The sequence below is a fragment of the Streptomyces chiangmaiensis genome, from assembly GCF_036281785.1.
In the GTDB taxonomy this organism is placed as follows: domain Bacteria; phylum Actinomycetota; class Actinomycetes; order Streptomycetales; family Streptomycetaceae; genus Streptomyces; species Streptomyces chiangmaiensis.
The window spans coordinates 20,535-33,446 of the sequence record NZ_JAYWVC010000002.1 but is presented as its reverse complement, the minus strand read 5'-3'; the positions used below and the strand labels follow the sequence as shown (position 1 = coordinate 33,446).

The 12,912-nt window shown below is 72.5% G+C and carries 7 protein-coding genes and 2 pseudogenes; 7 read left to right on the top strand and 2 right to left on the bottom strand.

Features of this window, described 5'->3' with window-relative positions; all coding sequences use genetic code 11:
• Positions 1-9: 9 nt before the first annotated feature.
• Positions 10-663: pseudogene (locus tag VXC91_RS00955) on the bottom strand (5-oxoprolinase subunit C family protein); the annotation flags it as partial.
• Positions 664-669: 6 nt separating this feature from the next.
• Between VXC91_RS00955 and VXC91_RS00950 the strand changes: the two are divergent.
• The 4 genes and pseudogenes from VXC91_RS00950 to VXC91_RS00935 form a co-directional block, all read left to right on the top strand.
• Positions 670-960: pseudogene (locus tag VXC91_RS00950) on the top strand (FCD domain-containing protein); the annotation flags it as partial.
• 91 nt (positions 961-1,051) lie between these two features.
• A complete protein-coding gene (locus tag VXC91_RS00945; protein ID WP_329504361.1) occupies positions 1,052-2,578 on the top strand; it encodes a hypothetical protein in 1,527 nt (508 codons plus the stop codon).
• 37 nt (positions 2,579-2,615) lie between these two features.
• The gene (locus tag VXC91_RS00940) at positions 2,616-3,503 is read left to right on the top strand and encodes a hypothetical protein (protein WP_329504359.1); all 888 of its coding nucleotides are present in this window, start codon (positions 2,616-2,618) and stop codon (positions 3,501-3,503) included.
• Between the two features lie 68 nt (positions 3,504-3,571).
• Positions 3,572-8,206: a coiled-coil domain-containing protein gene (locus tag VXC91_RS00935; RefSeq protein ID WP_329504357.1), complete on the top strand. Its 4,635-nt coding sequence runs from the start codon at positions 3,572-3,574 to the stop codon at positions 8,204-8,206.
• A 51-nt stretch (positions 8,207-8,257) separates the two neighbouring features.
• On the opposite strand, the gene VXC91_RS00930 is transcribed toward VXC91_RS00935, so the two are convergent.
• Complete coding sequence (locus VXC91_RS00930) at positions 8,258-8,830, bottom strand: hypothetical protein (protein WP_329504355.1); 573 nt, start codon at positions 8,828-8,830, stop codon at positions 8,258-8,260.
• Between the two features lie 417 nt (positions 8,831-9,247).
• Between VXC91_RS00930 and VXC91_RS00925 the strand changes: the two genes are divergently transcribed.
• The 3 genes from VXC91_RS00925 to VXC91_RS00915 are packed head-to-tail and all read left to right on the top strand — an operon-like array spanning position 9,248 to position 12,882.
• Positions 9,248-12,040: a sensor histidine kinase gene (locus VXC91_RS00925; protein ID WP_329504354.1), complete on the top strand. Its 2,793-nt coding sequence runs from the start codon at positions 9,248-9,250 to the stop codon at positions 12,038-12,040.
• Positions 12,037-12,477 carry a roadblock/LC7 domain-containing protein gene (locus VXC91_RS00920; RefSeq protein WP_329504352.1) on the top strand — a complete coding sequence of 147 codons (441 nt, stop codon included), beginning with the start codon at positions 12,037-12,039 and terminating at the stop codon, positions 12,475-12,477. The genes VXC91_RS00925 and VXC91_RS00920 overlap by 4 nt, the downstream gene beginning before the upstream one ends.
• A gap of 9 nt (positions 12,478-12,486) precedes the next feature.
• On the top strand, positions 12,487-12,882 hold the full coding sequence (locus tag VXC91_RS00915) for a DUF742 domain-containing protein (RefSeq protein WP_329504350.1): 396 nt from the start codon (positions 12,487-12,489) through the stop codon (positions 12,880-12,882).
• The last annotated feature ends 30 nt before the right edge of the window (positions 12,883-12,912 follow it).

Genomic DNA, 12,912 nt, shown 5'->3' with positions numbered 1-12,912 from the left:
GGGCGCCTGACGGCGGCTCACGGCCGTGAAAAGCACGGGGGTGCCCAAAGTCGCCTGGGCGGCGGCCGCGAGGCCGGCCGGACGACCGCGATCATCGGGTACCCCCCGGTCGCCGGATGGTCGGCCAGGAAGACGACCGGACTGCCGCCGGGGCGGCACCTGGACCGCTCCCAGCACCGTTCCCTCACTGGGGAGCGCCCCCGGCCGGGCGCGCTCCAGCGGGGGACCCTCGGTGCGCAGACCCCCGGTTGCCCGCCGAGGACACGCGGTACGCGCGGGTGAGGAACGTGCGGACCGCGTCCGCCGCGAACCAGTCGTCGCGCGGACCGAGCGTCACAGGTAGACCAGTTCGGCCGGCGGACCAGGCTGCGGAGCGGCGTCCACGGACGCGGGGACACCCTCCGGCCTCCCCAGGACAGCACGGCACCGCACGTGAGCGGTGGTGGGCCGAGCCCGGAGGGCAGGTCCGTGGAGCGGGTGCCGAGCACCACGGTCACACCGCCCGAGACGGCGAGGTAGCTGCGCACCCCGGACCGCGCGGGTCCGATGTCGAGCAGCGCGCCGCGGCAACGCGCACCGGCGCTCTCCAGGGCGCGGGACGTCCGTCCACGGTGACCGGACAGGGCGCGCCCCGACCGCCACGGTGACCGTCGAACGAGGCCTCGCGGGAAAGGGCTGGGCACGGCCGACATCCACTTCCATCGGGAGCTGGTGGCGCTCGCGGGCAGGGAACGCGGGAACGAGCTGATGCGCGGCGTCTTCGCCGAACTGCGGCTCGCCTTCCACGTCGTGGACGATCCGCGGCGGCTGTACGAGCCGTACCTCGAGCGCAGCCAGCAGATCCTCCGGGCCCTGGGGGCCGGCGACCGGGTCGAGGCGGAGGAACTCCTCGAGGTCTGTCTCCACGACTCGGTGGAGCGGATCGTCGAGGACTACCGGCGGCGGGTCGGTGTCGAGTAGCAGGTCCCCCACATCGGTGGGACAGCGCGGGCACTACGGCGCACCCGTGCTGTTTGGGTCGTTGTCAGACCGAGGACCTAATCTGTGCACCGTGACTTCGCCTGTATCGACGGACCGTGTTCCGCCCCAGCTCGGCGCGGGGCCGCGCCCTGCTCCCGGCCCGGCCGCCGACGAGGGGCTGGCGCGGCGGCTGCGCGCGCTCGCCTGCACCGCGCCGTTGCACGACCTCGATGTGCGCAAGGCGAACCTCGCGGGCGAGTACTCGGTGTACGGGATGGCGGAGGTGGCCCTGGCCGCCATCGATCTGGTCACGCTGAACATGGACTTCGACACGGGAGCGGACCACGACCAGATCGTGGCCCGGCTCATCCCGCGCATCGCCGCCCAGGCCCCGCAGCGCCCGGTCGCCGAGCACGAACGGGTGGCCCGCTGGGTCCTGGAGAACCTGGTCAACGTCGGCAGCGTCGACCGCGGCTTCCGCGCCGTGTACGGCACGTTCACGGTGGATGGTGCATATGTCCGCCGGGACTACGACTTCAAGTTGATCGAGGAGGTGCCGGGATACGGCGGAGGCGTCTACCTGAGGACGACGGACGAGGCGGTCAACGTCCTGGTCGGCGCCCTCGACACGGACGTCACCAGCGCCCAGATCGCCGCCGAGGTCAAGCTCGATGTGCTGATCAGCCGAGGGCGCCTCGCCGACGCCCAGCTCGCCGCCGAACAGGCCCGCTACCGGACCGTGCAGTACTCGGAGTCGCTGCGCAGGACCCTCGAGGCGACCCGGCGCAACGTCCGGGCGGTGGACTGGCTCAACGCGGTGCCGGACATGATCGCCGAGGCCCTCGACCATGTCGCCGACCGCTACCGCCACGAGAACGCCATCCTCACCAATATCCGCAGGGCCCGCGACGAGTCCGAGGACCCCGAGCAGAAGCGGCGCGCCGCCGAGCTCGTCGACATCGTCAAGGACTGCATCCGCAGACACACCCAGTTGCAGTCGCGGCTTCTGGAAGCGGGTCCGCTGTTCCGCGCCGAGCAGGACCGGCAGGCGTTCTCCACACCGCCGGCGACCTCGGGGACGGATCTGTACGGGCACCTTCTCGCGCCGCTGCTGCCGCTTCCGCTGGAGCAGGCGATCCGCGTCACTGACGCCTTCTTCACTCACGGGACGGGGCTGCGCACTCCCGGGTCCGTGCGGGTCGGGGACCTCGTCGACCTGCTCCTGACGCCCCCCGTGGAGCGCGAGCACCTCGGCGCCGAGATGCCCGAGCCGGACCTGATCGCCACGCCCGACGACAGCCGGTTCGGCGAGGAGCAGCTGGCCGCCGCGCTGGAGCTGCTCGACCTGCCCGCGGACGCACCGCGACGGCTGTCCGGACTGCTGGCACAGGCGCGCCGCCAGGACCCGGAACTGCCGTACCTGGTGGCCCTGCTGGCCGTGCACGCGGCCAGCCCACCGGTCGGCACGGCCTACCGGCAGGGCGAGCAGAAGCTGTTGTTCGCCGTGGACGACGGCACGGAGCTGGACGATCCGGAGTTCGGCGGTGCCGACCTGATCGTCGGTACGGCACTGCTGGACGCGGCGGGCATGGCGGCGGACCGGACGGAAGCGGCATGACCAGCCATCAGTACCAGCCCCATGAGGAGCCCCAACCGTGACCGAGCACGTCGAGTGGAGCGAGCCGGAGGCCGCCGCCGCGCCGGTGAGTGCCGCCGTCACTCCCGCCGACGCCGCCGACGCGGCGCGGCTCGTCGCCTTCGGGCTGCAGCCCAAGCTCCAGCCCGCCCGTGATCAGGAGTACACGGAGCTGCTGCGCCGCTACCGCGAGAATCCGCAGTTCGCGCGGCTCGCCGACGCCGTCGCCACCGGGCTCGGCCTGGTGGTGCTGGAGGTGTCCCCGCGCGCGGGCATGGCCGTGACCGCCGCCGAGGACTCCCTGTTCGCCGTCCGCATGGGCGACTACGCGCGTCGCACCTCCGCCGACTCCGGCGACCGGTTCCTGCACGGACTCGCCCATCTCGCCGTCGCCGCGTTGGCGTTCCCGCGCCCCGAGGACCTGGCCGACGACGGCTACATCGGTCGTGTCACGGTCAACGGCGTCGACGCGTTCGTACGCCAGGCCTGCCGTCGTCTCGAGGAGCGGGCCGAGGAGCAGGGGGAGAACACCGACCCGGCGACGGAGACGCCGGGACTGGAGGCGGCCTGGCGGATCTGGGCCAGACGGAGCGCGACAGGGGCCACCAAGGACGCTCGCCGGCTCGCGGGTTCCACCACGGGCATCGTCGGCAAGGCCGTCGCGTTCCTCACGGATTCCGGATTCCTGCAGCGCACGGGCGACGACAACGGCGGCACGTATCGCACAACGGCCCGCTACCAGCTCCAGGTGCGCGACATGGCGGGCAGCGCCGCCATGGCCGAACTCCTCGAACTGGGCGTGGTCCCGGTGACCGACGGCACGGCCACCCTGCTGCCCGCCGAGGACACCGACGACCTGGAACTGGTGGCCGACGCCGGACTGCCGTTCCACTCCGGAAGAGCCTGAAGCCCCACGGCTTTCCTTCTTCCGCATCTCCGCAGACTCAGCAAGACCGACGACGAGAGTCCCCCGCCATGTACGAGCTGTCCCGGGTCAGCCTCTACTCCATCGGGCCGGCCGGTGCGCGCTATGCCGACACCGTGCTGGACCTGCGGGGTGTGGGTGATCCGGTACGCGACCCCGCGCCCACCCAGGCCGAGTTCTTCGAAGAGGAGCCCTTGGGTCCGCCGCGCCGTCCGGCGCCTGCGGGTGTGCTCTTCCTGGAGAACGGTGGCGGCAAGTCCGTCCTGCTCAAGCTGATCTTCTCGGTGATGCTGCCAGGTCACCGCAACACGCTCGGCGGCGCCAGTTCAGGTGTGCTGCGCAAGTTCCTGCTCGCCGACGACTGCGGGCATGTGGCCCTGGAGTGGCAGCACACACTGACCGGCGAGTGCGTGGTGGTCGGCAAGGTGAGCGAATGGCGGGGACGCCAGGTCTCCAGCGATCCGCGGAAGTTCGCGGAGGCCTGGTACTCGTTCCGGCCCGGCCCCGGGCTCAGCCTCGACAATCTGCCGGTCGCCGAGTCCACCGCCGTACGGCCGCCCGCCGAGGGTGCTTCCGGGGCGACGGGACGGCGCCGCACGATGAAGGGCTTCCGGGACGCCCTGACGGAGGCGGGCAAGGCGTATCCGCATCTCGAAGTGCACTGGGAGGAGATCCACGACCGCTGGAACGAACATCTGACGGACCTCGGCCTGGATCCCGAACTCTTCCGATACCAGCGGGAGATGAACGCCGACGAGGGTGAGGCGGCCGGTCTCTTCGCGGTCAAGAAGGACTCCGACTTCACGGACCTGCTGCTGCGGGCCGTGACCGACACCCGGGACACCGACGGGCTCGCCGACCTGGTCAGCGGTTTCGGCAACAAGCTGGGACGGCGCTCCGAGCTGATCGCCGAGCGCGACTTCACCGCCGGGTCGGTGGATCTGCTCGGGCGCATCGTCGACGCGGCCGAAGCGCGGTCACGGGCCCGGGACATCCATGCGGGCGCCGAGCGACGGACCCGCACCCTTGCCCGGCGATTGTCGGCGCGGGGGGTGCGCGAGCGGGTACGGGCCACGGACCTGGCCCAGCGGGTCACCGCCGCCGCCCACGCGGTCACGCATGCCGAAGGCGCCCGCGAGCGCAGTGCCCTCGCCGCGGCCGAACTCTCGTACCGGCACGCCTCGTTGGCCCTGGCCGGAGCGGAGAAGGCGGCAGCCGCGCAGAAGCGCGAACTCGCCGACGCGCGTCAGCTGTACTCGGCGTGGCAGGCCGCCGAGGCCGTGCTGCGCCACCGCGCCGCCGCGGACCGCTCGGCCCGCGTGGCGGCCGCCATCCGCGAAGCCGAGCGGGACGCCGCGCCGGCACTCGCCGCGCGCGCCAAGGCCGCCGTGGATCTCGTCCGGGCGCTGCACGCCGCCGCCACGAGCGCCGAGACCCTCGCCAACGAGGAGGAAGAACGGTCCGCCGCCCTCCAGGCGGCCGGCGAGTCTGCACACCGGGACGCGACCGCCGCCGCCACGGAGGCACAGCGTGCGCGCAGTGAGGTGGGACATCTGCGCCAGCGGCTCGCCGAGGTCGAGCAGGAGACCGCCGAGGCGGTACGTGCGGGGTGGCTGGACGACAGCGCGCCGGACGCCGACCCGGCTCGGGCCGCACTCGCCGCGAGCGATGCGGAGAAGGCGGCCGTCGCCGCCTGGGACACCGCGCGGGAGGCGTCCCGCCGGGCGTCCGAGCACGCCCGGGAGGCGGCGTCCGCCGAGTCCCGTGCGGAACTGACGGCCGCCCGCTCGGCCGACGCGGCCATGGCCGCCGAGCGGGCGTACGAGGCCGAGCAGCGCACCGCTGAGGCGCTGGCGGCGGAGCAGCGGCTGTCGGAGCTGCTGAGCCTGTCGGGCACTGGCGGGGCCCGGGTTCCCCGGCCCCGCCGTGACGAGGAGGCGAACGCGGCGGAAGCGGCCGCGGAGGGTGGCTCCCTCACCGCCGAGGAGTTGGACCGCTTCGCCGACGAACTGCGCGAGCTGCTCGAGGACTTCGTCGCCTCCGCCGAACGGCAGCTCTTCGAGCTGCGGACCGCGGCGGCCGACGACGCGCGCATCCTCGGTGCCCTCGGCGACGGGGGGCTGCTGCCCCCGGGCCCGGACGTGCTGGCGACCGTCGAGTTCCTCGGCGAGCACGGCATTCCGGCGCTCCCGGGCTGGCGCTACCTCGCGCAGGCCGTCGACCCCGCCGACCATGCGCGCGTGCTGGCCGCCCGTCCCGAACTGGTCGACGGAGTGATCATCACCGACCCGGACACGCACGCCCGGGCCCGTGACGCGCTGAGCGACGCGGCGCTGCTGCCGCGTTCCGCCGTCGCCGTCGGGACCGCGGCCGCGCTGCTCGCCCTGACCCCTGCCCTCGACGAGGGCGAGGGTGGCGTCTTCCTCGTGCCGCCGAATCCGGCCATGCACGACGAGCACGCCGCCGACGAGGAGCGGCAGGCGCTGCGCGCCCGGGCCACCGAGCGGGACGAGGAGATCCGGGCCCTGGCGGCACGGCTCGGCAAGGACCGCGAGCTGACGGCCCGGCTGGCTTCCTGGCGCACCGGCTGCCCCGCCGGGCGCCTCACCGAACTTGCCACGGCCGCCCGGGACGCGCGCGTCTTCGCGGAGGAGGCCGAGGCCGAGCTGACCGAGGCCCGCACCGTTCGTGCCGAGGCCGACGAGGCGGCGACCGAGGCCGCCCAGGTGCGCGATGAGCGCCAGGAGGCCGCGCAGCGGGCGCGGCGCGCCGCCGACGCACTCGCCGGCCTCGCCTTCCGGCTGCGTGAGCGCGCCGGCTGGCAGGCCAAGCTGCGGGAACTCGCCGACGAGGCGGTCGAGTCGGAAGCCCGCGCCCAGTCGTGTCTGGAGCGCGCCCGGGCAGCCGACGAGGACCGGAGGGCCGCCCAGCGCGCCGCCGACGACGCCCGCCGCACCGCGCGTGCGCTGCGCGCCGAGCGCGCGGAGATCGCGGGAGCCCCCGACGACGTACCGGCGGACGACGCCGGCGCCCCCAGGTCGTCCCTGCCGGCACTCCGCGAGGCCTACCGTGCCGCCTCTCAGGTGTACGAAAAGGTCGGCGTCGGCGCCGACCTGCGGGCCGAACAGGCACGGGCCGAGAGCGACGAGTCCGCCGCGCTCGCAGAACTGGACCGGCTCAGCAACAAGGTGCGGTCGCGTGCCGGGCAGCTCCTCGAGTCCCCGGACGGTTCCGACGGCCCGTCCCGGCAGGCCGCCGCGGCGCGCGCCGAGGAGCTGGTGCAGTTGCTGGAGGCGCGGATGTCGACGGCGAGCGAGCAGCTCGGCCGATTGCGCGGCGAGGCCGAGCGGCACGCGCCGGAGAACGGGCAGGCCCACACCGAGCTCCCCGGAGAACTGGCCCCCCGGGACACCGAGCACGCGCAGGTCCTGCTGCGCACGGCGACGTCCGAACTCTCCTCCCATGTCGAGGCACTCGGCCAGGCCCGCGAGGCCCACGCCGAACTGCTGGAGGCCCACCGGGCCGCCGAGGACGCGGCGAGCGGCTTCGACGAGGTCGCGGCGATGCTCCGGGATCTGCTGCGGGAACACGCCGTCGAGGAGGAACAGGAGGAGCCCGAGCCCTATCCGGGTACGCTCGAGCAGGCCCGGCAGGCCGCCGCCGAGACCCGCCGGTCGCTGCGCGGCTGTGCCACCGACCTGTCCGCGGCGGAGGCGGCCGTGCGCGAAGCCTCCGACGTGCTCGTCCGGCATGCCAACTCCACCCGTTATGAGCAGGTCCGTACGCCCGCCCGGCAGCAGATCCGCGAACTGCCCGCGTCGGCGCTGCCGGAGCACGCACAGCGGTGGGCGGATGCCTTCGCGCCCCGACTGCGCGTGCTGACCGACGAGCTGGCCCAGCTGGAGCGCAATCGTGACTCGATCGTGGACCGGCTGAGGGGGCTCGTCGAGTCGGCGCTCGCCACGCTGCGGTCGGCACAGCGGCTCTCGCGGCTCCCCGAGGGACTCGGCGAATGGTCCGGGCAGGAGTTCCTGCGCATCCGCTTCGAGGAGCCCGACCAGGCCGCGCTCACCGAACGGCTCGGCCAGGTCATCGACGAGGCGACCCGTGCGGCCGTCAGGAAGAACTCCGACCTGAGGCGTGACGGCATGTCGCTGCTCCTGCGAGGGGTCAGCGCGGCCCTCCAGCCCAAGGGAGTCGCGGTCGAGATCCTCAAGCCGGACGCCGTGCTGCGCGCCGAGCGTGTGCCCGTCGGACAGATGGGAGATGTGTTCTCCGGTGGCCAGTTGCTCACCGCGGCCATCGCGCTGTACTGCACGATGGCGGCACTGCGCAGCAACGACCGCGGCCGCGACAGGCACCGCCACGCGGGCACGCTGTTCCTGGACAACCCCATCGGACGCGCCAACGCCACGTATCTGCTGGAGCTCCAGCGCGCCGTCTCGGACGCGCTCGGCGTCCAGCTCCTGTACACCACCGGGCTGTTCGACACGACCGCACTGGCCGAGTTCCCGCTGGTCATCCGGCTGCGCAACGATGCCGACCTGCGGGCCGGACTGAAGTACATCCGTGTGGAGGAGCATCTCCGACCGGGGCTGCCGCAACAGCCCCAGGCAGGAGAGGCGGTGCACAGCGAGATCACGGCGACGCGGATGTTCAGACGACCGGCCGTGGACGTCCCGTAGGAAGGGGAGCCGGGCGCGGCACCGTGCGACTCGGCCGCGTCGCCCCCGGCGTCACGGGTGTGACAGCTGTCCGGCGCTGCCCTGCCGGCGTATCCGCTCCTGTCGCTGCTCCGCGGCCCCTGCCTGACGCCGGGCAGTACGGCGCTCTCGGCGCAGAGCACGGGCTGTACTGCTCGGGTCCGACACCACGCCATGGCGCTGGTTCCAGACCTGGCGCGTGATCCAGACGTCGAGCACGCCCCAGGTCGCCACCACGGTGCCGGCCACACTGCTGAGGACCATGGGGAAGGCCAGCCAGGAGCCGGCGAGCGTGCACAGGAAGGCGATCACCGCCTGCGTCAGCGTCACCGCGATGATGAGCACCGCGCGCACCGCCGCGGTGCGCACGGGGTCCGGCAGCCGCCGCCGGCGCGCCGGCTCCTCGATCCACAACGGCCGGTGGTACGGGACCTCGTACCTTTCCTCGTCCAACGCGGTGCCCCACCCCTCTTGTTCGCGCCCCTCCGGTATCCCAGGGTCCGTGTCCGCCGGAATGCCGTGATCCGGTGACCGAGCCCCCCGTCGCGCCGCCGTGGACACCCAGGCGCCCGTCTCCGGCGTCTCGCGTAGCTCCGCCGTGCCCATCAAGTCGTCACTCCCCACCACCCGCAGACCTCCGCCCCGTGTCGTACAACCCCCGGCTCCCCAGTAGGTGCCCGGCTTGCGCTGCTTTACGCCAGCTGAGTGCGGCATGCGGCGGCTGCGGCCGAATCCGCCCCCGTTTCCCGTACAGGGAGACGATCGGCGATCCGCGAAGATTCCCCCCGGGCGAAAGATTCCGGCCAAGAGCCCCGCGTTCCCGGCCCGATGCGGATCGCGCCGCGCCCGTTTCGGGGAGGCAATCTCCCGCAATGACGGGACAACTGCCCATGTCCCATTGGCCGCCCGTGCGGTGTGCGCTCCGCCCGCCCTTCGAGATACGGGCGTGTCGGTAGTAGGCTCGCGCCGTTTGTTGACGTACACGTGTACCCCCGGGCCTAGGGGGTCGAGCTGGGGGAGGCCATGCGCTTTCGCGGGAAGTCCATCCGCCGGAAGATCGTGGCGCTGCTTCTCGTGCCGCTGCTGTCCCTGACCGCCATCTGGGCATTCGCCACGGCGCTCACCGGACGTGAGGCCCAGGCGCTGTTCGATGTCTCGAATGTCGTCGAAAGGGTGGGCTACCCCACCGAGGACACCATCCGCGTGCTGCAACAGGAACGGCGCGAGACCCTCGTCTACCTCGCCGACCCGCGCGCCGCGGACGCCCTCGCCGCGCTCCGCCGCAGTCGTGCCGCCACCGACAAGGTCGTGTCCAAACTCCGGCGCAACAGCAACAACGAGAGCCTGTACGAGGACATGGGCCCGAGCTCCTCGGAGCACCTCTCCTCGATCCTGGACGCCCTCGACGGCATCGTGTCGCTGCGCCGCAGCGTCGAGGACGGCACCGTCAACCGCTCCCAGACCCTCGACCTCTACGACCGCCTGGTCGACCCCTGTTTCACGCTCCTGGCCAACCTGCAGGCCCTCGACAACGTGGAGATGGACAAGCAGGGCCGGGCCCTCGTCGATGTCTCCCGGGCCCGCGAGCTGCTCTCCCGCGAGGACGCCCTTCTGGGCTCCGCCCTCGTCGCCGGCCGCATCACCCACGAGGAGATCCACGAGGTCTCCGACCTCGTCGCCCAGCGTGCCGTGATGTACGACGTCAGCCTGTCACTGCTGCCGGCATCGGAGAGCGGACGCTTCCAGCGCTACTGGAACAACGCCGACACCGCGTCCCTGCGCGTGGCGGAACGGGCCGTCGTCAACGGCACCTCCGGCATCCCGCACGGCGTGACCGCCAAGAGCTGGGACGAGGCCGCCGGCCAGGTCCTCGCCCGGCTCGACACCATGAGCCGGCAGGCCGGGGACCGCTACCAGGACCGCGTCCACCCCCTCGCCGTCAGGGTCATCGTCAAGGCGGCCGTCGCGGGCGTCCTCGGCCTCGTCGCGCTGCTGGTCTCGTTGTTCCTGTCCGCGCGCATCGGCCGCGGCCTCATCCGGGATCTGCGCCGACTGCGCCTGGAGGCGCACGAGGCGTCCGGGGTGCGGATGCCCAGCGTGATGCGCCGGCTCTCCGCCGGCGAACAGGTCGACGTGGAGACCGAGGCGCCGAGGCTGGAGTACGACAAGAACGAGATCGGCGAGGTCGGCCAGGCCTTGAACACCCTTCAGCGCGCGGCCGTCGAGGCGGCCGTCAAACAGGCCGAATTGCGGGCCGGGGTCTCCGAGGTCTTCGTCAACCTCGCCCGCCGCAGTCAGGTGCTGCTGCACAAGCAGCTCACCCTGCTCGACACCATGGAACGCAGGACCGAGGACACCGAGGAACTCGCCGACCTGTTCCGTCTCGACCATCTGACCACGCGCATGCGCCGTCACGCCGAGGGTCTGGTCATCCTCTCCGGTGCCGCCCCCTCCCGGCAGTGGCGCAAGCCGATCCAGCTGATGGACGTGGTACGCGCCGCCGTCGCCGAGGTCGAGGACTACGAGCGCATCGAGGTGCGCCGGCTGCCGCGGGTCGCCGTCACGGGGCCCGCGGTCGCCGACCTCACCCACCTGGTGGCCGAACTCCTGGAGAACGCCACCGTGTTCTCGCCGCCGCACACCGCGGTCCAGGTGCTCGGTGAACGGGTCGCCAACGGTTTCACGCTGGAAATCCACGACCGCGGCCTCGGCATGCCCGCCGAGGCGCTCCTGGACGCCAATCTTCGGCTCGCGGAGACCCCCGAGTTCGAACTCTCCGACACCGATCGGCTCGGCCTGTTCGTGGTCAGCCGGCTCGCCCAGCGGCAGAACGTCCGCGTCTCCCTCCAGCCGTCCCCCTACGGCGGCACCACGGCCGTCGTCTTCATCCCCGACACCCTGCTGACCGACGACGCCCCCGACACCAACGGAATCGGCTTCCGGCTCGACCGGCCGATGCCCGAGAAGGGTGCCGCGGCCGAAGGGGACAGCGCTGCGGCGCTGTCCCAGGTGCCTGTCAGGCTCCCCGGCCTTCCGGTATCGATCCTGGACGGTCCGGTGGAACTGGAGGCGCCCGTCGATCTGGACGAGCTCGACGACTTCCCCGATGGCCTCGACGACGGGGACAGCGAACGCGGCGGCCTCTTCCGCCCCCGCCGCTCCTTCACGCAGGCCCCGGGCGAGCAGCACCAGCAGGCGCACGACACCCGGCGTGAACCGGCCCGCTCCGGCGAGGCCGATGTTCCGGGCGCGCTGGTTCCGCTTCCCCGGCGCCACACCCCCAAGCTCGTCAGCTCGCACGGCCGCCCGGTGACGGGACCGGGCCCGCGGCGCGAAGGGTCCGGGAAGGACAGCGGTCCGACAGATCACGATCCGACGGGACGTGAGGAAACCGGGCATCGGTCGAGCCGCCGGGAACCTTCGGAAGGAGCCGCACGTTTGCAGGCTGAACGTTCCGAGAGCCCTGCCCTGCGCCAGCGCCGCCACGCCCGGCACCTTGCCGGACCGGAGGAGGGGACGGCCTCGCAAAAGGACTCCGAGACGGGGCCGGCTCAGTCGGGTGCGGGCTCGCTGCCCCGCCGCATACGGCAGGCCAGTCTGGCCCCGCAGTTGAAGGAAGGCCCCGACCGTGGCGCCACCGAGGACCGGCCCCGCACCGCGAACGGAGCGGTTCCGGCCGAGCGTGACGCCGACGAGGTCCGCAGCCGTTTCGCCTCGCTCCAGCGGGGCTGGCAGCGTGGCCGCGACGAGAACGCCGCGGGCGATGACGCCCTGGACGGCTCAGCACGAGGAACGACAAAGGGGGACGGTCGATGACCGCACCGAATGCCGCAGGGGACAACGTCACCAAGAAGGCGTCGGGCGAGCTGAATTGGCTCCTCGACGACCTGGTGGAGCGTGTCGCCAGCATCCGCAAGGCACTCGTGCTCTCGAGCGACGGCCTGCCCACAGGGGTCTCCAAGGAGCTGAGCCGGGAGGACAGTGAGCACCTGGCCGCGGTCGCCTCGGGATTCCACAGCCTCGCCAAGGGGGTCGGCCGCCACTTCGACGCGGGCGGTGTCCGGCAGACGGTCGTCGAACTCGACGAGGCATTCCTGTTCGTGACGGCCGCCGGCGACGGCAGTTGCCTCGCCGTCCTGGCCGACGCCGACTCCGACATCGGCCAGGTGGCGTACGAGATGACCCTCCTCGTCAAGCGCGTCGGCGTACATCTGGGCTCAGCTCCGCGCACCGATCTGCCCTTGGGCGGGTAGTGGGATGGCATGAGCGGAGACGATCAGGGAAGCAGTCGCTGGTTCGACGACGAGGCCGGGCCGGTGGTCCGTCCGTACGCCATGACGCGCGGCCGCACCAGTCATGCGGCCCAGCACCGCCTCGACCTGATCGCGGTGGTCGTCGCGGAGCCGCATGTGGACGATCCTGAGGCGGATTCGTCGCTGTCCCCGGAACACGTGGACATCGTCGAACTCTGCCGTGACACGCCCCAGTCCGTCGCCGAACTCGCCGCCGAACTCGATCTGCCCGTCGGCGTGGTGCGTGTCCTCGTGGGGGACCTCGTGGACGGGCAACTGGTGCATGTGACACGCCCCGTGCCGCCCGCCGAACTGGTGGACGAGAGCATCCTGCGCGATGTGATCAGCGGCCTGCGGGCCCTGTGACCCCGGCTCTTCGCGCCCTCCGGGCGAGCG

What these genes read in the sequence shown, in the direction of transcription:
- VXC91_RS00935 (WP_329504357.1), top strand. Translation starts at nt 3,572, where the DNA reads ATGTACGAGCTGTCCCGGGTCAGCCTCTACTCCATCGGGCCGGCCGGT.
- VXC91_RS00930 (WP_329504355.1), bottom strand. Translation starts at nt 8,830, where the DNA reads ATGGGCACGGCGGAGCTACGCGAGACGCCGGAGACGGGCGCCTGGGTG.
- VXC91_RS00925 (WP_329504354.1), top strand. Translation starts at nt 9,248, where the DNA reads ATGCGCTTTCGCGGGAAGTCCATCCGCCGGAAGATCGTGGCGCTGCTT.
- VXC91_RS00920 (WP_329504352.1), top strand. Translation starts at nt 12,037, where the DNA reads ATGACCGCACCGAATGCCGCAGGGGACAACGTCACCAAGAAGGCGTCG.
- VXC91_RS00915 (WP_329504350.1), top strand. Translation starts at nt 12,487, where the DNA reads ATGAGCGGAGACGATCAGGGAAGCAGTCGCTGGTTCGACGACGAGGCC.